Source organism: Oxalicibacterium sp. (genome assembly GCF_035565035.1).
GTDB lineage: Bacteria > Pseudomonadota > Gammaproteobacteria > Burkholderiales > Burkholderiaceae_D > Oxalicibacterium.
Window position 1 is genome coordinate 13,824 of record NZ_DATMTD010000034.1, and the last position, 20,733, is coordinate 34,556.

Sequence of the window (20,733 nt, forward strand, 5' to 3'; positions counted from 1 at the left end):
TCGTCAGGCACGTTGATAAACGTCTTCGATTCGCACGATGTCGTCCTCGCCGAGGTAGGCACCGGATTGCACCTCGATCAGATGCAGCGGCATCTTGCCGGGATTTTCCAGTCGATGCGTGGTACCGATCGGGATATAGATCGATTCGTTTTCCGTCAGCAGTTGCACTTTTTCACCGCAGGTCACGCGTGCGGTGCCGGTGACGACGACCCAGTGTTCGGCGCGATGATGATGCATCTGCAACGACAGTTTTTCGCCGGGATCGACGGTGATGCGCTTGACCTGAAAACGGTCGCCGGCATCGATCGATTCGTACGCGCCCCACGGGCGGTACACCTTCGGGTGCGTCAGATGTTCGCTGCGTTTTTCGTTCTTCAGATAATCCACCACCTGCTTGACGCGCTGCACGTCCTTCTTGTCGGCGATCAGCACCGCATCCTTCGTTTCGACCACGACCACATTGTCGAGACCGATGACCGCGACAAAACGGTTCTCCGCGCGAATGAAGGAATCGCTGACCTGATCCGTATAGACGTCGCCATGCAGCACGTTGCGATCCAGATCGTCGTCTTCCTGCACGTCGGACAATGCAGACCATGAGCCGACGTCGTTCCAGCCGATACCGACCGGCACCACGATGGCTTGTTGCGTATGTTCCATCACGGCAAAGTCGATCGACTCCGATGGACACGCCGCGTAGGCAGCTTCATCGAGTCGGCAAAACGACAAATCGCTGTAGGCGTCGCGTACCGCATTGCGGCAGCACTCGGCCATTTTCGGCTGCAGGCGCTCCAGCTCGTTCAGATAGGCGCCGGCACGAAACAGGAACATGCCGCTGTTCCACGAGTAGCGATCGTTTTTCAGGAATTGCTGTGCTTTTTCCAGATCCGGCTTTTCGACGAACTGCTCGACTGCATAGCAACCGGCAACGCCTTTGACGGCCATGCCGCGACGAATATAGCCATACCCTGTTTCAGGGGAAGACGGCACGATGCCGAATGTCGCCAAACCAGGTTCACCGACAGCCTGCGCCGCGCGCATCACGCCATCATGGAAAGCGTCGACATCGCGAATCACGTGGTCCGCCGGCAGTACCAGCATCAATGCATCGCGACCCACGGTGTTTGCCAGGCGATAGGCAGCGACGCCGATGGCCGGTGCCGTATTGCGACCTTGCGGTTCGAGCATGATGGCGGCGGGTGTCACGTCAATCTGCCGCATCTGTTCGGCAACCAGAAAGCGATGATCTTCACCGCAAACAATCAGCGGCGCCTCGACGTCGGCACGGCCAGCCATGCGTAACACGGTTTCCTGCAACATGGTCTGACCGGATACCAGCGGCAGCAACTGTTTCGGCAATGCGGCGCGCGACAGCGGCCACAAACGGGTGCCGGACCCGCCCGAAAGAATGACGGGATGAATCTTCACACGGCACCGACCGCGCGCTTGCGCTCGTTCAGGGAAACAACCGGACTGTCGGAACCATCGGCATCGTCGGCACGACTGTCTGTTTTACTCCGAGTGGTACTGCGACGATCGCGCGCATCACGCCAGACATCCTGCACGCATTCGGAAACATGCTTCATCTTTCCTTCGCGACTGACGCAGTAATCCTTGCAGACGACCTGCTCTTCAATATGCGAATCCGGCGACACGCGCGTGTATTCGAACAGCACGCTGCGTTCCACCTTGGAACCGCTGCAGATCTGGCTGCCGTGACCGATCCAGGTCGGCCCGATGATCGTGCTGCCGGCTTCGATCCTGCTGCCGGAGCCGATATAGACCGGACCTTCGATCGTCGTTCCTTCCCACTCGATGCTGGTATTCAGGCCGACCCAAAGGCCATCGGCAATCTGCGTGCCCGGCATCGTCATGTGCGCAATTTCGCCGTCCATGACGCTTTGCGACACCGCCCAGTAATCGCGCACGTTGCCGATGTCGATCCAGTTGAAGAAGCGCTTCTGCGCAAAGAACGGGACCTTTTTCTCGACCAGCAGCGGGAACAGTTGTGAACCGATGTCGAACTGCTCGCCGGACGGGATCAGGTCGAGCACTTCCGGTTCGAAGATGTAAATGCCGGTACTGGCGAAAGTCGACAGCGCCTCTTCCGGTTTCGGTTTTTCCTGGAAGGACAGCACACGTCCATCGTCGTCGGTCACGACCATGCCGTAATCGGATGCCTTCTCGCGCGGCACTTCCTTTGTGATGATGCTGACCATCGCGCCCTTCTTGCGATGCTCGAACAGTGCAGACTTGATGTCCAGATCGATCAGCGCATCGCCGCAGATGACGAGCGTGGTTTCATCGAAGAAGCCGCCGAATTCCTGGATCTTCTTCATGCCGCCAGCAGAACCGATCGGATGCGGCATCACTTCGCCCTCTTCATTCATGTAGCCTTCGAACGAATATCCGATCTGTGCACCGAAGCGCTGGCCTTCGCCGAAATAATCCTCGATCTTCTGGTGCAGGTAGCTGACGTTGACCATGATGTCGCGCACACCGTACTTGACGAGATGCTCGACCAGATATTCCATCACCGGCTTGCCAAGGATCGGGATCATCGGTTTAGGCAGTTCGTACGTCAACGGCTGTACGCGGGTTCCTTTACCTGCTGCGAGAATCATTGCTTTCATGTTTCGACCTTCGATGCGTTGGTTTGAGTTGATTTGATTATTAGAATGGAAAAATCGGGGTGAAAAAATCCGGTTGAACGCTTATGCGTACGCGAACGACTCGACAGCCATTGCCTGCCAGCGCCATGCGTCCTCGCACATCTGCTCGATGCTGCGTTCGGCGCGCCAGCCGAGTTCTCTTTCCGCCAGCGAGGTGTCGGCATAGCAGACTGCAATGTCGCCCGGACGGCGCGCCACGATCTTGTAGGGAATGCTGCGACCGCTGGCGCGCTCGAAGGCCTTGACCATTTCCAGCACGCTGCTGCCGCAGCCGGTACCGAGATTAAACGTCAGTACGCCAGACTCGCCGCCTGCGAGCTTGTCCATCGTGCGCACATGGCCGATCGCCAGATCGACAACGTGGATGTAATCGCGCACACCGGTGCCATCTTCAGTCGGATAATCGTCGCCGAACACGGACAGCATCGGGCGCGTACCGGCGGCGACCTGCGCCACGTAAGGGAAAAGATTGTTCGGGATATCGTTCGGGTCTTCGCCAATCAGACCACTCTCGTGTGCGCCGGCGGGATTGAAGTAGCGCAGCAATGCGATGCGCCACGACGGATCGGACTTCGCAATGTCGCGCAGCATTTCCTCGATCATCAGCTTGCTGCGGCCATAGGGATTGGTGGCAGACAACGGGGAATTTTCAACGATCGGAACCGTTTCCGGATCACCGTATACTGTGGCCGACGAACTGAAGACCAGCGTCTTCACATCGTGCTTCGCCATTGCCTGGAACAGGGCAAGGCTGCCTTCGACATTGTTTTCGTAATAGCGCATCGGCTGTGCGACGGATTCGCCCACTGCCTTCAACCCGGCGAAATGCATGACCGCATCGAAGTTGCCGGACGCAAACACTTTGTCCAGTGCGGCACGATCAAGTAAATCAGCTTTGACAAAGGGAATGGCAGTGCCGGAAATGGTTGCCACGCGTTCGAGAACGGATTCCTTGCTGTTGCACAGATTGTCGATCACAACGATCTGGTAGCCGGCCTTGATCAATTCGATGCATGTATGCGAACCAATGTAGCCTGCTCCTCCGGTTACCAATATCTTCATGATTTTTTCATCCTGCAAATCCGTTTGTGGTCACCCCATAAAGATTGTTCCAGCAGGTCAAAAGTTCATTTTTGTCATCGAAGATTCAATGACATTTCAGTGACGCGAACAAATAATTCTTGAGAAGAAATTTTTTACCCCCATTCTTTCACCTGCGGAAATGTTGCACGTAAAAATTACACGGTGAGACGACGCTGTGTGCACGTAAACTTCCGAAGCAAGAACTAGTTCACCACGGCTTCCTGCGGAAAGCCCTGCACACGATCAGGGCGTGCCACCAGATAATCTGCACAGTGCAGGCGCATCGTGCGCATCACGGACGGTCGTACATTGTGCATTTCGAAATCGCGGCCGATTTTCGTCTGATGTCCATACAGCAGGAGCAGCAGGCCGATGCAGGCACTGTCGATCTGCGTCACACGAGCGAAATCGACATGGACGTTGCATGGCGTCGCCGTGATGCGTTCGCATGCGTCGCGCAACGCCGACAGATTGCCCTCTCCCCACGCGCCACTGGCAACGATACGGCTGCGCCGCTCGTGCATGCGTACCGACACCCGGGCGCGAGCCATCGCGTCAAGATCGCGTCCCTTCATGCGGGTCGCAACCGCACAGGGCAGCACGCGAGTCACCGCCAGCCTCAACAGCATCAGGCCGTCATTCCAGTAACGTCGCCATAACGCGGGTTCTTCCTTGATGCGCCACAACCATTCGCAACCAAGCTGACGCACCCAGACCGGGGCACGACTCACGGTGCCGGCAACGAAGTTGACGACCGCCCCGAGATGACTGATCACCGGCGCGCGCAGTCGCGACAGGTTGCGTTCTATCCACGCCTGCCCCTTTTTTGCACCGAGCGCCACCACGACAAAATCAGCACCACTTGAATTGATGCGATCGATGACATCGGCGCTGCTCATGTTTTCCACACTCTCGAAACCGGGCGAGTAAGAACCGGCACAGCGCAGCCATGACGACGACGCATTCAGTTTTTCAGCCGCACGTTCCGCCACGCCATCCGGGCCGCCGAAAAAATAGACAGACAGCAAACCGGCATTCGTCTTTCTCGCACTGCCGTCACGCAGAATCTCGAACAGCGTCGAACCGGCAACGCGTTCCCGTATCGGCAATCCAAGCAGACGTGCAATCCACACCAGCGGCATGCCGTCGGCGACCGACAGATCGCTGCGAATCACGGAATCACGAAATGCACCGCCTTCCATGCTGGCAACGGCAAAGTTCAGGTTCGGCGTGGACAGAAAACAGCGTGATTTTTTTTCTGCGGCGGTCGCCACTTTCTCCACCGCCTGATCGAGTGTCACGACATCGAACGGCAGGCCGAGGATGCACACCACCCGACGGCGGAAATCGGTATGGATCGGGTACGTCACTTGTTTTTCAATATCAGTCTGCATCGCGTTTTGCCCTCACCCACTCAACCTGGCGGCTGACAAGAAACTTCAGATACAGCGGCACTTTCCAGAACGCGTAACCGAGCGCAGCCAGCAGATCGCCAAAACTGACGATGCTGCGGCCGAAGCGCATCCATGAGAGAAATACCGCCGCGAACAGTGCGCCGAAAATGGCGGCCGCCATCGCCAATGGCGCATGAACGCCGGTGGCAATGCGGACACCCAGCATGACTGCGAATGCGCCGAGTACAAGCAGCGTCAACAGCGCCACCGGCGGCACACACATGTCGAGCGCCATCGCAATCAACGTGCGGTCGCGACGTGCAATACCGTGGCGCAGCAACGGCCATCCTTCGCTGACGATCATGCTCAGATGACCGTGCTCCCAGCGCGTTCTTTGTGCGCGGGCAGCCTCATCACCGACAGGGAAATAACTGATGACGCAGGCGTCGGGACAGAACAGCGGCGCGACGCCTGCCTTCGCCATGCCGATACCGAGCTTCATGTCTTCCGCAATATGACCTGTCGCCAGTTCGGCGCCGGCAATCAGCGACCACGGAAACGCCATGCCGGTCCCCATCAACTGGCATGGCAGGCCGAGCAAATGAAAGCCCAGCGGGCGGACGCGATTCTTCACGACCCACGCGAATTCCGCGATGCGCAACTTCAGGCTGGATCCGCGCGGGGCACGCATCAGATCAAGCGCCTGTACCGGACGCTGCGATGCGATCGCCATGCGGGCAAGCAGATCGATGGAGCCGGGCAGCACGATGCAATCTGCATCGATGAAGATGACGGCGTCGGGCGCATGCCCGTTGGCACTGTCGGCCAGATAGCGCACACCGTAATCCAGTGCATAGCCTTTTCCGCGTCGCACTTCATCGCGCCGCTCGAGCACGATGGCCCCGGCAGCAACCGCGCTGGATGCCGTCGCGTCGCTGCAATTGTCGGCCACCACCACGATGCAATCGCCCTGCTCTTCCATCAACTGACTGCGAATCAGGGTGACGGTCGCAGCGATGCCTTTTGCCTCGTTATGCGCCGGCACCAGTACGGCAATCTTCGGTCGACGGCCGATCAGTGTCACCGGCTGCCGTGATGTGGAAACCGCCACCAGTGCCTGCACCAGCAGGACCAACACTGGAATCGCGAGAACGGCGAGCAGCGCCAGCAGGATGATTTCCATCGTCATCATCGATAGGCCTCCGCCATCTGCTGCGCGGTGCGTTCGACGATGCTGTCCTGTTCGGCCTGCCAGAACAGCGTAACCAGCTTGGATGCTTCGCGGTCGCTGTCATGCCGTTCCAGTACACGTGCGTGCGCGCGTTCGCCCATTGCCGCGATTTCCGCATCCGGCGTGGCAATACATTTTTCCATTGCGTTCGCCAGTTCCTCGATCGAACCGGGCGCATACAGCCACCCGCTTTCGCCTTCGCGCACCAGTTCCGGAATGCCGGTGATCCATGTGCTCAGGATCGGCCGACGCAGCGACATCGCCTCCATGATCACAACAGGCAAACCTTCGGCAAAACTCGCCATTACCATTGCGCGTGACTGCAGCAATTCCGTCCGTACCTGGTCGCCGCTGATCCAGCCGGTGATGCGCACCTGATCGTGCAGGCCGTGACGCGCGATCATTGCCGTCACTTCGCTGCGCATCTCGCCGTCGCCGGCCAGCACAAGCTCCACGCGAATGCCTTTTTTCGCCAGCAAGGCAACAGCCTCGACCAGCAGTTGCTGCCCCTTCTGTTCGCACAGGCGTCCGACGCAGACGAAGCGCGGGATTGACACGACTGCTTCGGATGCGACGTTGTGAAACGCCGGCTCCACGCCGCAATGCACCACGTGAATCTTGCCCCAGTGCGCATGTTCGACAGCGCGATACAACTGGCTGCGGCAGTACGAGGTGACGGCTGCGACAAAGGAAGCGCGACGGATCTTTTCACCGAGACCGATGAATTCCGGCTTGTCGAACTCTTCCGATCCGTGGATCGTCAGGCTGTAGCGAAAGCCGCCGACGGTTGCTGCCAGCATCGCCACTTCCGCCGAATTGGTACCAAAGTGTGCATGCAGATGCGTGACATCCGTCTCGCGCAGCCATTCGGCAATACGGCAGGCTTCCGCCAGATAGATCAGGTGATACGGCAACGGCCGATCGGCACGCCGGCTCATCTTCAGCGCAAGTCGCAGACCGGCGAAGAAACGGCCGGGCGCCGACGTCGCCATCGCGATCGTCGAACGCAACAGGCCGCGCATGCCGTCCTGCAGGATGTAGCGCGTGCGCGTGCGTTCGATGAAATCCTCGTTGTCGACCAGATCGCCTTCCCAGCCGCGCAACGCAATGCGTTGTACATCGATGCCCTGCCGTTCGAGCGCAAGGATTTCGCGCCGGATAAAGCTGTGACTGACTTTCGGATACTGATTGATCAGATACGCAATATGCATGTTTCGACCACTTCCTTTCATGGCAACTGCCTACGCGCAGTTGCGCAATTCCTGTTCGAATTCGTTTTCAACATTTTCGAATTCCTTCTCGAACCCATTTTTCTTCACAACGATTTTTGCCGGCACGCCGACCGCAGTGGCGCCATCGGGAACATCGCACAGCACGACCGACATCGCGCCGATGCGGCAGCCATTGCCGATACGCACCTCACCCAGCACCTGCGCATACGCGCCGAACTCGACGTCGTCACCGATCACCGGCACCGCACCGCCTTCCTCGCGGTTGCCGATCGTCACGCCCTGACGCAATGTGCAATTGACACCGATCACCGTTGCCGGATGCAGGAAAATTCCGCCGAAGTGCCAGATGCGCAAACCAGGCCCGATCAACGCGGACTTCGGCAGGCTGATACCGGTGGCGGTTTCAACCAGGCGAAACAGCAGCCAGTACAAGATCGTCAATACGCGTCGCGACATGCCATGCGGCCTGCGATCGACGCGACGACCGAAGCGGTACACCCATACCGCCCAGATCGATTGCTCTTTCAGGAACGGGCGCTTCAGTCCGTAACGCTGCAGATCCGCAGCCCAGTCGCTGTCTCGAGTCACGCCCGCACCCTTCCCTTTCTAGTCCTGCTGTATCAACTCGCCACGCACGCTGGACGGCGTGTTGACGCCACTGATCGCATACAGGGTGACGACGCTGTTCGGCGCCGGCCACGCAAACGTTTTCGTCTCGCCGTTGGCCAGCTCACCGCTGTCGAAATGCAAAGGCAAGCCCGATTTGTCACGCACCTGCAGTCGCAGCTTTGCACCGCCGGTCGTGATCGCGGAGAGGCGATAGGTCTTGCCGACCTGCGGCAACGCCCAAACGACCGGATGCAAACCGCGCGACGTATAGTTGACTTGCGTTACACGCGTCGCGCTCGCAGGAAAGACCACGGCTTGCTGCCAGGTGTCGAAATTGCCGAGCAGCGAGCCCGCCTGCAATTGCCATGGTCCGCGCATCGACAGCAGATTGAACTTCATTGGCGGCGTGAACGGCTGGCCATTGCCGTCTAGCCAGCCTTGTGTGGAAACAACCTGTCGCAATGCTGCACGCATGCGATCCAGATCGTCGGCGACTGCGGTATTCCAGCCGCCGTTATGCAGGTCATACTTCGCACCGTTTTCCACATAGATGAAAAACGGCGTGCCACCGTTGCGATCAACCACGTAGGCGCCGTAGGTCTTCAATGTTTCGGCCACCTTGCGCAGGGCCGGGCTGCTGATTTTCTGCGTGTCGTAGCCTGGTGGCAGCATCATCAATGCTCCTTCCGGAATCCCTCCGGTATTGGCTGTCGCCGCACTGGTGTCGGCAGACGTCGCCGGAAAAATGTATGTCGGGTTCGACGCCAGTCCGGTAAAGGTCAGCGACATCGCCAGCGCATGGCGGTACATGGTGTCGCCGTCGTTGACTTCATGTTTGCGAATCAGGCCGCCGGAAGTCGGCACGCCCGCCGCGCGCGATCCCTGAAAGAAATGCGCCGGATCGCCCCAGCCCCGCCCGGCAATCGGCGACCACGCATATTGCGCCGCCATCCATTTGCCGCCGACATTTCGTAGCTGCCAGAACGAATGAAGGATGCCTGTCACCGGATCTACGATGTCCGCATGACCATCGCTGGCCGTGGCGGCCTGCACATCGGCCGGCCAGCGCGGAATCGTGACGACACGGTTGATGCCGGCATCCGGATCCCACACACCCGGCGTATTCGGCAAGCCGTTCACGGTCACGGACGGATCGCCCTGCTTTGCGAGAAACACACCGGTCGACCATTGACCGCCGGCGACGCCGGGCGCATAGGTCGATTTCGGAATCACAAAATTGCCGAACGACGGATTCACCGGTCGGGTGTTCCACGGCGAAGTCGGCGCAAACGGCTTCTGGTAAGTCCCCCATTGCGCAGGCAAGGTCTGCGCATGCGCGGGCTGCAGTGTAGTGACCGACAGCGAAAATACCGACAACATGAGAGCGAGGATGCTGCCGGCGCGCGACGCGTGGTTGCGCACGGTTCGATGTTCGTTGCAAGACATGTCGATTCTCCTCATGGTGATCAGGCCGCCCGGAATCTCAGTTTTTTTGCAAGCGTTCTACCGCTGTTGTTCCACCACTGCTCGTAATAGAAAGTGGACAGGTGCGCCAGGATGAACAGCACAATGAACAGCAACGGCCGCTTCAGGTACTTGACGATGGTGTCGCCGCTGCCGAGCCACGTTCCATATGCCAGCATCGGATGAATGACATACAGCGCATACGACACCGTCGCCAGATAGACCAGCACACGATTGTCGAGCAGGCGCGCCAGCCGATGATCGGGATTGACGACGGTCGCCCCGACCAGCAAGGCGGCAAAATAAGGACGCAGATAATTGAACGCGCCCCCCTGCTCGTGACAGGACACCAGCAACAGCACCAGCAGCAACCACTGCGGTACCTTCTTCATCCATTCCAGCAACCGCGGATCGAGACGCTTGTGATAGATCAGCGCCAGCGTGCAGCCCGCGAGAATTTCATCGATGCGGTAGTAGCTGATGCTCGACGCATACACGCCGTCCGCCACGCGAAACAGCGTGAAGGCGATACCGATCAGCGGAACCAGCAGCAGGCTGCGCACACCGAACAGTGCAAACATCAGCGCAATGCCGACGTAGAACTGCATCTCCAGACACAGGCTCCAGATGTGATCGGTCAGCAGCACCAGTTGCTTCGGAGGCAGGTTGGCATAGAAAAAGTAATGTGCCATCCAGCTGTCCGGCGTCGCGCCGGCCATCGTCAACGCAATCGCCAGGTAAAGCCAGGCCAGCGGAATGATGCGGAAAAAGCGCCGCACGATGAAATCCATCACCGGCGGATTTTTCAGCAGGAACGACATGATCAGAAAACCGGACAGCGTGAAAAACAGCGACATCCCCAACAGGCCGAACATCGCATTGCCTTCCCACGACTTCGGTCCCATCGGTAACAGATGTGCTGCCAGCACGCATAGAATGCTGACGCCGCGCCAGCCGTCGAGAACTTCCAGCCGTGGCAGTGCGCTGCTCATGCGCGCCCCGCTTCAGATGAACGACGACGGCGTGCGTTGGCGGCGGCATTGGTAGCGGCGTTGGCACCGACGTTGCCGCCGGCATTTTGGCCGGCGTCTGCATCGGCTCGCGCCGACCGTGCCTGCGCTCGTGCCGCCAGCGCACAGGCCGCGCCAACGGTGAACCAGAAATACCAGTTGAAGACCAGATAACCGAACATGTTGTCCGACGCCGACGACACCAGATACATGATCACGATCGCAATCGCAATGAAGGCTGCCAGCTTGTCACGTCGCACCAGCGTCTTGATGAAAAAGGTCACACGTCCATACAGCCACAGATAGGTCAGCAGGCCGATCACGCCGGCATCGAAGAACCATTGCACGTAGACGTTGTGCGCGCCCCAGCTGATCTTGCCGGCGGCAGGAAAGAAGGTTTGCGAATAATGGCGGAATGCATCGACGCCGTAGCCGAACAGATAGTGGCTCGGCTGCATCCATTGCAGGCCGCTCTCCCAGATCGACAATCGCCACGCAAACGAATTCAGCTTCGCGTAACCGACCGCTTCATTGCCGCTGCCCAGATCGACCAGACGGTCACGCACTTCCGGCACGAGCAATGCCACAACCGGCAGCAGCATCAGATAAATCAGATAACGTCGTTCGAACAGCAGTGCATAGGAGATGAACATGACGAGGCAGGCGATCCACGCGCTGCGCGTCTGCGTCAATATCAACAGGCCCAGCAGATAAACCATGTACAGCATCAGGCCGATGCGACCGGCACTACTGAGACGCGTCGCGCGATCCTTCAGCATGAACAACGTCAGCGGAATGATCAGCATCAGGTAGAACGCCATGATGTTCGGATGCGTAAACGTCGATTGCAGGCGGAATCCTTCCGGCCCGCCCGCACCGGCGTTCAGCAGGATGTCGACCGGCGCGTACAGCGCCGGGATTGCGGATGACCACAACACCAGCTTGACGCAACGACGAAAATCGACCGGTACCCGCACGAAGTAGAACGCGCTGGCAAAGATCGCGAAGTACGACAGCATCGTCAGCCAGGTGCGAATCGCGTCGCCCTTCTCCGGCGACACTGCAACACCGGCCGTGGCCACCAAAATAAACGGCAACCATGCCATCACCACCTTTTTCGGCAGGCGATGGGGATTTTCGACCACGAGCATGCAGGCCAGCATGATCACACACAGATTGATGACGCCGCCGACGCCGGTTTCGTAACCGCCGATCGAGAAGCGTGTCGTCTCCAGCACGATGTCGCCGGCCGAACGGAACACGATGATCAGCGTCAGCAGCAGCAACCGATTGAACATCAGCAGGAAACCGAACAGCAGCAGTGCCGGCAACACCAGCAATCGTGCGAATTTGTAATCCATTGCACCGGCATAGAACGGCACGACCACACCGGCCAGCAATGCAACGACGATCACGCCGAGCAACGCGTAGGATGTGCCGTGCGAATCGGTCCGTTGATCGGCCCAGCGACTGCCGGACAAAGCCGCGCCGCCGCTGCCGATGCGATTACCGAACATGCGCCATCTCCGTCATGCTTGCGTGCATGAAAAACAGGATGGCATGCGAGATATTGTCCACGTCTTCCCTCATTCTTATACCGCCAGTTCGCCGCTGACGCTCATGCGCGGCTTGCCTGGAATGTGGCGGATCAGCCAGGAGCGGATCGCATTCCATTCACCGGTTTCCGGCGCATTGCGTGCCTGAAACCGGAAATAGCGCCACAGCAGATTCGCATGACGACGCGTCGATGCCGTCTTGCGAAACATCAATTCGCGTTCCAGTTCATCCGACGGGCCGAACCCGCGACGCAATGTCTGCGCCATCTGCTCGAACGCGTCGTCAAAATCGGTCTGGCCGTTGACATCAAAAAGAATGCCGCCGTGATTGCAGAACGGTGCCGGATCGAAGTACGGCAGGTTGTGCATCGTGCAGAACGAGCGCGTCAGGTAACGCGAGATCGCCAGCGACACTTCAACCTGATCCTGAAAACGAGTTGCGCTGACATTGCTGCCGTGCCAGCGATACTGGATCAGTTGCGACGGCACGTTCGTGCATTTGCCAAGCACGGCGAGCTGGCCGAACATGAAGTAGTCCTCGGCCAGGCTATCGACGCGCATGCGTTTTTCCGGCGGCAGCACATTCAAAAAATCGGCGCCGTAACGCACGCCCAGTTTTTGCACTGCATTGAAGTCCATCATCGATGCCGGATGCGTGATCGGATTGCGGAAAAAGGCGGCAGCAGCGACGCGATGACGTCCGATCGGCATCTTGATCGAGCCGGTGATCTTGCCGGTGCCATCGATCACTTCCGACTGGCCGCTGATGGCGATGCAATCCGGTTGACGCCGAAATGCTGCCAGCACCAGTTCCATGCGATCGACAAAGCAGACGTCGTCCGCGTCGTGACGCATCACGTACTTGCAGTCGGCAATATCGAGGCCGCAGTTCAGCAGTCCTGCCAGCCCCTGTGCCTGCGGAAAACTGTGCAATTCGATCCGCGGGTCGCGACGGCAATAATCCTCGGCCATTTCCAGGCTGCCGTCGGTCGAACCGTGATCGAGAATCAGCAGGCGCCAGTCCTTGAAGGTCTGCGCGCAAATGCTGTCGAGCGAAGGCGCCAGAAAATCGATGCCGTTCTTTACCGGCAGTAATACATCTATCGTTGCCAAGAGCTGCTCCTTGTTTCAGATTTATACGACGGCCGATGCAATCTCTGCATGCTGTCTGTTCATCGATGTGCGTTCTGTGGCATGCGAGGGCATGACAAAATCCGGCAGGTCTTCTGCGGATGTATCGACCCTTCTTTCCTGCAGCACGACCAGTTCGCTCGGCTGCGTCCACGCCTGCACGTAACGCGAGTTCTTGCCGTAACTGTTGTCGAGCACGACGTTCTTGCGATTCAACAGGCAAGCCAGGATGTGGCCATGCAGGCGATCGGTCACGATCGTTTTGTGACGTGCAAACAGTTGTGCGGCATCCGCCACCAGACGGCCCGAATAGGCAATCCACATGCGCGCAAGCAGGCGATTGGTCACGCGGCCCATGCCGCGCCGGAAGAAGCCGCCATAGGCACGGCGAAAAAGTTCGATGCGACGTTCGCGCTCGCCGACGAATTGCGGCCAGTCGGTCAGTGTGTCGATGCGCAGTGCACTGTCAACATCCTGTTCGTCACCGGCTTCGTCATCGACACGACTGATACGCAGCGTTCCGTTGCCGTCCAGATGATGCGCGGCAAGTGGATACAACTGATGCGCCATGTCCGGCAGCAGATAGACGCGATCGCTGAATTGCGTTGCCATCTGCAACGATGCGCGGTCGCGCACGCACAGATGTACATCGGTATGCGTGCGGAAGATGCGGGCGGAACTCTCCAGTTTTTCTTCGGAAGAAAAATGCAGGGACTGCGGTAGCACAATGATGCGGTTGCCGCCATGCGCATAGACGATGCGCTCACGCAATTGCTGAAAGCACGGATACAGGTCGCCGAAATTGCCGCCACCGTGAAACACGATTACGTCGCCTGGCGCAATCCAGCGCGAATCGAAGGCGTCGTGCGGCGAGATCGTTTTCGGCTTCAGACCCTTCTTGCGAAAGAATTCCAGCGTGCCATGCATGATCAGCAGGTCGCCGATATTGCCGTGCGTCGGAATATCGACGTAGTGAAACGGCGCGTCGCCGATCAGATCCGCCAGCACGTCGTGTCGCGCCATCAGCGCAGCGTTCAGTTCTGCGTGATCGACAGGAAGGGCCATCGTCATTTCCATCCGCATTCTGCCTTAGTACTCATTCAGGACGGCACCGACCACCATCACACCTGCATGTTTCATCGAATCGACCAGGTTGCCGACCGATTTGGTATGGCTGGCATTCTTGCGCGCCACGACGACCGCAGCACCGGCACGCGCGGCAGCAATATGGCCGTCCGCATAGTCGCGATCAGGCGGCGTGTCGATCAGGATCACATCGTATTCATTGGTGTAATCGGCCAGCATTTGCGGAAAGGTCGAACGGGCCAGCAGTTCCTGCGGATTCGGCGGCATGGCACCAGCCGGCAAAACGGACAGATCCATCATTGCCGACACGCGTTGCACATCGGCGACGCCGGCGCGACCGGACAGGATGGCCGACAGGCCGCTGCGATTTTCGATACCGAACAGCGTGTGCTGGCGCGGATTGCGCATATCGGCGTCGATCAGCAACGTGCGTTGGCCAAGCTGCGAAAACAGTACCGCCAGATTCGCCGCAATGTAACTGCGCCCGTCGCCACGTTCGGCGCTGGTGATCGCCAGTGCAGAGCGTCGTTCGCCGGTACTGAACCAGCGCATTACCAGCTGGCTGCGCAACGCGCGCAGCGATTCGACCTGCTTGGTAAACGGATCGTAGGCAGCGATCAGCTCTTCGCTGACCTCGCTTTGACCGCGCAACAGATAGGGATACGAAAACTGGTTCGACAACGCGAACTCAATATCCGCCGGGGTCAGCAGGCCAAGCGCAATGCCGGCGTCGCCGAAGCGCTGACGGCCGATACGCTGCTCGTGCAGGATGCGCTCGGTTTCTTCATGCGTCAGCCGGCCGCTGTCCACAAGAATGCTGCCGATCTGGCCGTTGGTCAGTCGCGGCGCTTCCTGGTAACGCAGCTTTGCCGCGTCCTGAATCTGGTTTGAAATTCTCATCATGTCTTTTCCAATCCTGGTTGTTCTTCAATCGCAATCAATTTTCATGACTGCGCATAGCCGTCAGGCCGGAGCAGGCGGCGGACCGCCGAGACGCGGCTCGTTGCCGCGACGGTTGGTACCGATGGTTTTCGTTTTTTCGATGACGCCGATCAACGGCAGGCCGAACAGGCGAGTCAGGTCCTCGGTCGAACGCACGCGATGGTCGAGCAGTTCCATTGCAATCGCTGCACCGATGCCGAGAATGGTGCCGACCACGGCGGCCACCAGCAGGTTCAGCAACAGGCGCGGCGCTGCCGGATTGAGCGGTGCAGTTGCCGCCGTCAGCACGGAAATGTCCGACTGGGTCGACTGGCCTTCGAGGCTGGTCTGCGTCAGGCGCTGCGACGCGGTTTCATACGCTTTCTTCGCACTTTCCATTTCGTTGGTCAGCACACTCATCTCGTCGCGTGCGCTGTTCAACTGCAGGACCTTGGCCTTCTGTGCGTCCAGCGCAGCGCGAATTTCCGCTTCGCGCTGCTGCTGAATGCGCGCGTTGCTGGCGAGGCCTTGCGATGCAAGACCGATCTGCTGGTTCAGGCTGGAACGCACCTGATCGACTTCCGATTTGGCGGCGATATATTGCGGATGGCTGCTGCCCAGTCGTGCCGATACATCGGCAAACTTGGCCTCTGCTTCGGCAAGACGCGACTTCAATGACTGGATCAACGGATTGTTCAGCACATCAGGCGAATTGGCGGCGCCGCCCCTTGCCTGGCGCTGACGCGACATGGCCTCCACTGCCAGTCCCTGCGCCACCACCAGCTGACTCGACAATTCATTCATGCGTGCGGTTTCGACGTCAAGCTGGTCGTTACTGCTGAAGATGTTGTTCTGCTTCTGATAAGCGGACAGCTTGTTTTGCGCAGCCTCGAAATTGTCGCGCAACTGCTTGATCTGGGCGTTGAAATACTCGGTCGCCTTTTGCGCCGGCGCGACTTTCAGCTGCACGCTGACCTGCTGGTACGCCGATGCAAACGCGTTGGCGACGCGCGCCACATATTGCGCATCGTCACCGGTGAACATGATGTTGAGCACGCTGCTGTCGCGCGCCGGCTCGACCTTCAGGTTGCCGCGCAAGCCGTCGGCCAGCCAGTCCTGAATCGTCATCCGGCCGTGTTCGATGCGGTCGAATTTTTCCTTGGCAGCCGGGTTGTCGGCCAGCTTCAGGTCATGTACGACCTGCAGCGCGACCGCCTTGCTGTTGACGATATCGACCTGCGTCGGCATGTATCCCGGCATCAGTTGCGTCGGCACGGTAGTGCCGGTAACGGGATCGATCCCTTTGCTGTTGAGCACCAGCGAGGTGGTCGCCTTGTAGGTTTTCGGCATCACGAGGCTGACGACAAGGGCGGTAAAAACCGTCAGTGCCAGCAGCAACAGGATGATGCGGTGGCGCGCGCGTAGTGCGAGCAGAATTTGGCTGAGCGTCATGGCTGGTTCGCTTTCTTGATAGGCATCTGTTAGAACAGGCTTTCCTTGACGTAGACGATGTCATCGGCCTTGACCAGATCGTCATGTTTGGCTGCGATCTCATGCAGTTCGCCGTTCGCATCGCGACGCTTGATGCGCACGCCGCGCTCGGTGCCGCGCGGGCTCAAACCGCCGCCGGCCGACAGTGCCTGCAGCACGATCATGTTGCGTTCCAGCTTGTAGGAGCCCGGCTTCTGTACTTCGCCGTAAATATAGAAACGCGGTGCGCGTTCGACATAGACCGAGTCGCCGGCGGACAATTGCGGATTCTTCGACGGATCGGAGGAACGCATCAGTTCATCCATGTCGATCTTTTCCTTGGTGGTCTGGCCGTCGCGCGTACGCACCAGCACGACGGTATCGCCCGCTTCTTCCGTCATCCCGCCGGCGACAGCGATGATGTCGGTCAGGCTGCGCTTGCCGTCAACCGGGTAACGTCCCGGCTTGTTGACCTGGCCGAGCACCGATACCTGCTGGCTCTGCATTTCGCTGACCAGAATATTGACTTGCGGATTGCGGATGAAGCCGCCCTTGTCGAGCATGTCGGCAATCTTGCGTTCTGCCTGGCCGGTCGACAGGCCGCCGACCTTGACTTCTCCAATCAGCGGAAAGGTAATGCTGCCGGCTTCGCTGATGCGCGTCTCCAGCTTCAGGTCATCGTTGCCGAACACGCTGATCTTCACGACGTCGCCGGGACCGAGCGGAACGTCGGCTGCCGATGCAATGCCTGCGTGCAGCAAGCCGCAGCAGAACATCAGAAAAGCCAGCGACAGTATTTTGATTTTTTTCATTGGATACTCCATTGCACAAATTCCCCCAGGTAAATCAGTCGGCATTGCCTTGCATGATTCGTGAACATGCCTAATAAGCATTGCCGTCGCGCGACAGCACCACCTTGACCGTGCGCGCAATGATCAGCAGATCGAGCGCCAGCGACCACCGGCGCAGATAATCGAGGTCGTAGGCGATACGCGCCTCCATCTTGTCCAGCGTGTCGGTTTCGCCGCGATAGCCGTTGACCTGCGCCCAGCCGGTGATGCCGGGACGCACCTTGTGGCGCAACATGTAACCCTTGATCTGCTTGCGATACAGCTCGTTGTGCGCAACCGCATGTGGACGCGGACCGACAATGCTCATGCGTCCCTGCAGCACGTTGAAGAACTGCGGCAATTCGTCGAGCGAGGTGCGACGCAGGATGCCGCCGATGCGGGTGACACGCTGATCGTTCTTCGTCGCCTGCACCACGCTGGCACCGTCTTCGCAGACCGTCATCGAGCGGAACTTGTAGACGATGATTTCCTCGCCATCGAGGCCGTAACGGCGCTGGCGGAAAATCACCGGGCCCGGTGAGGTCCACTTGATTGCGAGCGCGATGCCGAGCATGATCGGCGTCAGCATCAATAGAATGATCGAGGCGAGCACGATGTCGCTGATGCGCTTGACCATGCCGTTGATGCCGGTAAACGGGGATTCACAGATCGCCACTGCCGGCAGGCCGGCCACGCTGTCGAAGCGTGCCTGGATCAGGTCGAACGCATAAATATCCGGCAGAAAATAGATCGACGCCGTCGTGTCCTGCAGCTCGTTGAGTAACGTGCGGATGCGCGGTTGCGCCGAGATCGGCTGACTGATGAATACCGTATTGATATTGTTGCTGCGGACATAGGCAGGAATATCGGACATGCGCCCCAGCAAAGGGACGCGCTTGTCTTCAGGCTGGCGCGACATTTCGCGATCGTCGAAGAAACCGCTGACTTCCATCCGCAGGTCCGGATTGCCATCGACACGCTCTGCCAGCTTCACACTCAGATCGTTGACACCGACCAGCACCACGGAACGAATGCTCGATCCGCTCAATCCCATGCCCGCCTTCTGCAACACGATCTGTGCGAACAGCAGGAACGGCGGCGTGGCGATCAGCCATATTTGCACTTCATGCTTTGCGAACAATGGGGAAAGGCCCGCCACGTAACCAAAGAACAGCAGCAGCGCCGCGACCACCAGCCACGCCAGCGTGATGGCGCGTGCCAGCGTCAGAAAATTCGCCTGCGGCGCCTGACGCCACGGATCGGCCGAGCCGAACACGGTCGAACTGATGAAGAACGCGAGGATGGACAGCATCACATGGCTGGCAGTGAATGCATTTCCGGACAAGGCGACCAGCACGTACAGCAATCCGATCGCGATCAAAGGATCGAACAGGCGACGATGGAATTTGCGTGCCGGCAGGTCTACCGGATACTTGATTTGGCTGATATCAGAATTCATAGCGCGTAGTCAGCAGAATGCCGTCCGTGGTGTAGGCCTCCGACGCGATGTTCGAATCCAGCTTCGCGCGATAAATGGAGGTCCGTATTCGCCAGTGCGGCGTCGGTTTATAGGTCACGCCAAGAACCGCGTTGTGATAGCGGTCGTTGCGATCCAACGGCGAAATCCCCTCGACGACCGATACGCCGTTGTAATCGCGCTTCTCTGTCATGATCAATCCGTCGACGCTGATCTTGTACGTCGCGTCCCACGTGGCGCCCAGGCTGACGCCTTGATTGAGCGCATAGTTGGCGGCAAGATCATCGGTGGCGCCGATCTCGCGCCATGCGCCGACCGAGAATGCCGTCTTGCCGGTTGCCTTCCAGTACGCGGTCAGCCGCGCACTTGGCTCGCTCGAATCGCGTTGCGCATTGGTGTTGTACTCGCGCTTGGACCAGCCGCCGAGAAACTGCAGCCAGGTCTTGCCGGTGAGTTGCCAGTCGACCTTGACCTTCACCTCGTTCTGGTCGTAGCTATTGATCGGTGCGGCCGGATAGTCGCCTTCCATGTGGCGGAACACGATGCCGACCTTGTTGCCGCTGCGCGCGAGATAATCGAAACCGAAGTCGGCAATATCCAGATTGCGTTCGGACGGTTTCTGCGATTCCAGGTCGTAACGCAAGTCGTAACGACTGTAACCGGCGTTGAGCTGCCAGCTGGGATGCAACCGCCACGATGCATCGACGTAGTTCTTCGTCTGCGTTCGGATATTCGGTTCGAGGCTGCGGAAGTCCTCGATCGGCGTCAGCGCCTCGGAGTAACTGGTACCGACATTGCCGGAGAAAAGATTGCCGAGCGCCCACTTCCAGTTCGCCTGCAACTCCTTGCCGGTGTTATCGAACTGGTTGAAACGGTCGTAATCCGAATGGTTCGCAGACAGATCGGCAGTCAGTTCCTGACGTCCGACGTCCTTGTCGAACTTGACACCGACGGCTGCACGCGTCCAGGTATCCGACTCCTTGCCGAGATAATCCGGATTGCGCAGCAGATTGCCGTCGTGATAGACGCCATAGGATGCATACGGTGTGAATACATCGCCTTCGGCTGCCAATGCGGGGATACAGGTCAGCGCACCTGCGGTGAACAGCAACACATGCGGACTGCTGAGGGATTTCTTGCGACGCGGATTCATGAGTGACTCCGCAATCAGCGGACAGAAGAAAAAAGAAGACGCGATGCGACGAAAGAATGAATGCATCCTGCCGTCGGAAATTGACGAACATTCCGCATACCTTGTTGCCTGCTGCAAATCGTTATTGACGACATTGTTTTCTCCGTTCCCCTGTTGTGACATATGACCGGTTACACACATGTGAGGTAAGTTCCGGGTGGAATTTCCCTGCGATGCGCTGCAGAAAAATTTCAATTCCATGACTCGCCTTAGTGCTTACCGATGCGAAGTGCACGTTAAGAGAAGAACAACTTCGATTAGTTCCATGACAAGAAAAACGAAATTTTCAAAAAACAGCGGAGTGTTTCTATTCAGAATTGCATTGAGGGAAAATTGATTGATGTGCTGAAAGCGCCGTTGCGCTTTTTTGCCGGC

Annotated in this window: 17 protein-coding genes; all 17 read right to left on the reverse strand. The window is 58.6% G+C overall.

Annotation, left to right across the window (positions count from 1 at the left end; translation table 11 throughout):
• Window positions 1–3: 3 nt before the first annotated feature.
• On the reverse strand, window positions 4–1,428 hold the full coding sequence (locus VN114_RS03205) for a mannose-1-phosphate guanylyltransferase/mannose-6-phosphate isomerase (RefSeq protein WP_325511924.1): 1,425 nt from the start codon (window positions 1,426–1,428) through the stop codon (window positions 4–6).
• Entirely contained in the window at window positions 1,425–2,624 is a 1,200-nt protein-coding gene (locus VN114_RS03210) for an NDP-sugar synthase (protein WP_325511956.1), read from the reverse strand. Before VN114_RS03210 ends, VN114_RS03205 begins: the two co-directional genes overlap by 4 nt.
• Before the next feature lie 90 nt (window positions 2,625–2,714).
• Entirely contained in the window at window positions 2,715–3,734 is a 1,020-nt protein-coding gene (gene galE, locus VN114_RS03215; protein WP_325511926.1) for a UDP-glucose 4-epimerase GalE, read from the reverse strand.
• Window positions 3,735–3,958: 224 nt separating this feature from the next.
• On the reverse strand, window positions 3,959–5,149 hold the full coding sequence (locus tag VN114_RS03220; RefSeq protein ID WP_325511928.1) for a WecB/TagA/CpsF family glycosyltransferase: 1,191 nt from the start codon (window positions 5,147–5,149) through the stop codon (window positions 3,959–3,961).
• Window positions 5,139–6,341 (reverse strand): glycosyltransferase family 2 protein, encoded by a 1,203-nt coding sequence (locus VN114_RS03225; protein WP_325511930.1) that lies wholly within the window; start codon window positions 6,339–6,341, stop codon window positions 5,139–5,141. The genes VN114_RS03220 and VN114_RS03225 overlap by 11 nt, the downstream gene beginning before the upstream one ends.
• Window positions 6,338–7,591, reverse strand: coding sequence for a glycosyltransferase family 4 protein (locus VN114_RS03230; RefSeq protein ID WP_325511932.1), 1,254 nt, complete (start codon window positions 7,589–7,591; stop codon window positions 6,338–6,340). Before VN114_RS03230 ends, VN114_RS03225 begins: the two co-directional genes overlap by 4 nt.
• A gap of 30 nt (window positions 7,592–7,621) precedes the next feature.
• Window positions 7,622–8,200, reverse strand: a complete 579-nt coding sequence (locus tag VN114_RS03235) for a serine acetyltransferase (protein WP_325511934.1) — start codon at window positions 8,198–8,200, stop codon at window positions 7,622–7,624.
• 18 nt (window positions 8,201–8,218) lie between these two features.
• Window positions 8,219–9,667: an Atrophin-1 multi-domain protein gene (locus VN114_RS03240; protein ID WP_325511936.1), complete on the reverse strand. Its 1,449-nt coding sequence runs from the start codon at window positions 9,665–9,667 to the stop codon at window positions 8,219–8,221.
• 20 nt (window positions 9,668–9,687) lie between these two features.
• Entirely contained in the window at window positions 9,688–10,677 is a 990-nt protein-coding gene (locus VN114_RS03245) for an acyltransferase (RefSeq protein WP_325511938.1), read from the reverse strand.
• On the reverse strand, window positions 10,674–12,212 hold the full coding sequence (locus VN114_RS03250; RefSeq protein WP_325511940.1) for an O-antigen ligase family protein: 1,539 nt from the start codon (window positions 12,210–12,212) through the stop codon (window positions 10,674–10,676). Before VN114_RS03250 ends, VN114_RS03245 begins: the two co-directional genes overlap by 4 nt.
• 75 nt (window positions 12,213–12,287) lie before the next feature.
• A complete protein-coding gene (locus tag VN114_RS03255) occupies window positions 12,288–13,364 on the reverse strand; it encodes a glycosyltransferase family 2 protein (protein WP_325511942.1) in 1,077 nt (358 codons plus the stop codon).
• 21 nt (window positions 13,365–13,385) lie between these two features.
• On the reverse strand, window positions 13,386–14,447 hold the full coding sequence (locus tag VN114_RS03260) for a polysaccharide pyruvyl transferase family protein (protein ID WP_325511944.1): 1,062 nt from the start codon (window positions 14,445–14,447) through the stop codon (window positions 13,386–13,388).
• A 24-nt stretch (window positions 14,448–14,471) separates the two neighbouring features.
• The gene (gene epsG, locus VN114_RS03265) at window positions 14,472–15,371 is read right to left on the reverse strand and encodes a chain length determinant protein tyrosine kinase EpsG (protein ID WP_325511946.1); all 900 of its coding nucleotides are present in this window, start codon (window positions 15,369–15,371) and stop codon (window positions 14,472–14,474) included.
• 60 nt (window positions 15,372–15,431) lie between these two features.
• Entirely contained in the window at window positions 15,432–16,841 is a 1,410-nt protein-coding gene (epsF, locus tag VN114_RS03270; RefSeq protein WP_325511948.1) for a chain length determinant protein EpsF, read from the reverse strand.
• Window positions 16,842–16,870: 29 nt separating this feature from the next.
• Window positions 16,871–17,671, reverse strand: coding sequence for a polysaccharide export protein EpsE (gene epsE / locus VN114_RS03275; protein ID WP_325511950.1), 801 nt, complete (start codon window positions 17,669–17,671; stop codon window positions 16,871–16,873).
• A 70-nt stretch (window positions 17,672–17,741) separates the two neighbouring features.
• Window positions 17,742–19,148, reverse strand: a complete 1,407-nt coding sequence (locus tag VN114_RS03280) for an undecaprenyl-phosphate glucose phosphotransferase (protein ID WP_325511952.1) — start codon at window positions 19,146–19,148, stop codon at window positions 17,742–17,744.
• Window positions 19,138–20,319, reverse strand: coding sequence for an XrtB/PEP-CTERM-associated polysaccharide biosynthesis outer membrane protein EpsL (gene epsL / locus VN114_RS03285; RefSeq protein WP_325511954.1), 1,182 nt, complete (start codon window positions 20,317–20,319; stop codon window positions 19,138–19,140). The genes VN114_RS03280 and epsL overlap by 11 nt, the downstream gene beginning before the upstream one ends.
• Window positions 20,320–20,733: the final 414 nt, after the last annotated feature.

Bases quoted from the DNA above. Each gene is read 5' to 3' on its own strand.
- VN114_RS03210 (WP_325511956.1), bottom strand. From the start codon at position 2,624: ATGATTCTCGCAGCAGGTAAAGGAACCCGCGTACAGCCGTTGACGTAC.
- galE (WP_325511926.1), bottom strand. From the start codon at position 3,734: ATGAAGATATTGGTAACCGGAGGAGCAGGCTACATTGGTTCGCATACA.
- VN114_RS03220 (WP_325511928.1), bottom strand. From the start codon at position 5,149: ATGCAGACTGATATTGAAAAACAAGTGACGTACCCGATCCATACCGAT.
- VN114_RS03225 (WP_325511930.1), bottom strand. From the start codon at position 6,341: ATGATGACGATGGAAATCATCCTGCTGGCGCTGCTCGCCGTTCTCGCG.
- VN114_RS03230 (WP_325511932.1), bottom strand. From the start codon at position 7,591: ATGCATATTGCGTATCTGATCAATCAGTATCCGAAAGTCAGTCACAGC.
- VN114_RS03240 (WP_325511936.1), bottom strand. From the start codon at position 9,667: ATGTCTTGCAACGAACATCGAACCGTGCGCAACCACGCGTCGCGCGCC.
- VN114_RS03245 (WP_325511938.1), bottom strand. From the start codon at position 10,677: ATGAGCAGCGCACTGCCACGGCTGGAAGTTCTCGACGGCTGGCGCGGC.
- VN114_RS03250 (WP_325511940.1), bottom strand. From the start codon at position 12,212: ATGTTCGGTAATCGCATCGGCAGCGGCGGCGCGGCTTTGTCCGGCAGT.
- VN114_RS03260 (WP_325511944.1), bottom strand. From the start codon at position 14,447: ATGGCCCTTCCTGTCGATCACGCAGAACTGAACGCTGCGCTGATGGCG.
- epsG (WP_325511946.1), bottom strand. From the start codon at position 15,371: ATGATGAGAATTTCAAACCAGATTCAGGACGCGGCAAAGCTGCGTTAC.
- epsF (WP_325511948.1), bottom strand. From the start codon at position 16,841: ATGACGCTCAGCCAAATTCTGCTCGCACTACGCGCGCGCCACCGCATC.
- epsE (WP_325511950.1), bottom strand. From the start codon at position 17,671: ATGAAAAAAATCAAAATACTGTCGCTGGCTTTTCTGATGTTCTGCTGC.
- VN114_RS03280 (WP_325511952.1), bottom strand. From the start codon at position 19,148: ATGAATTCTGATATCAGCCAAATCAAGTATCCGGTAGACCTGCCGGCA.
- epsL (WP_325511954.1), bottom strand. From the start codon at position 20,319: ATGAATCCGCGTCGCAAGAAATCCCTCAGCAGTCCGCATGTGTTGCTG.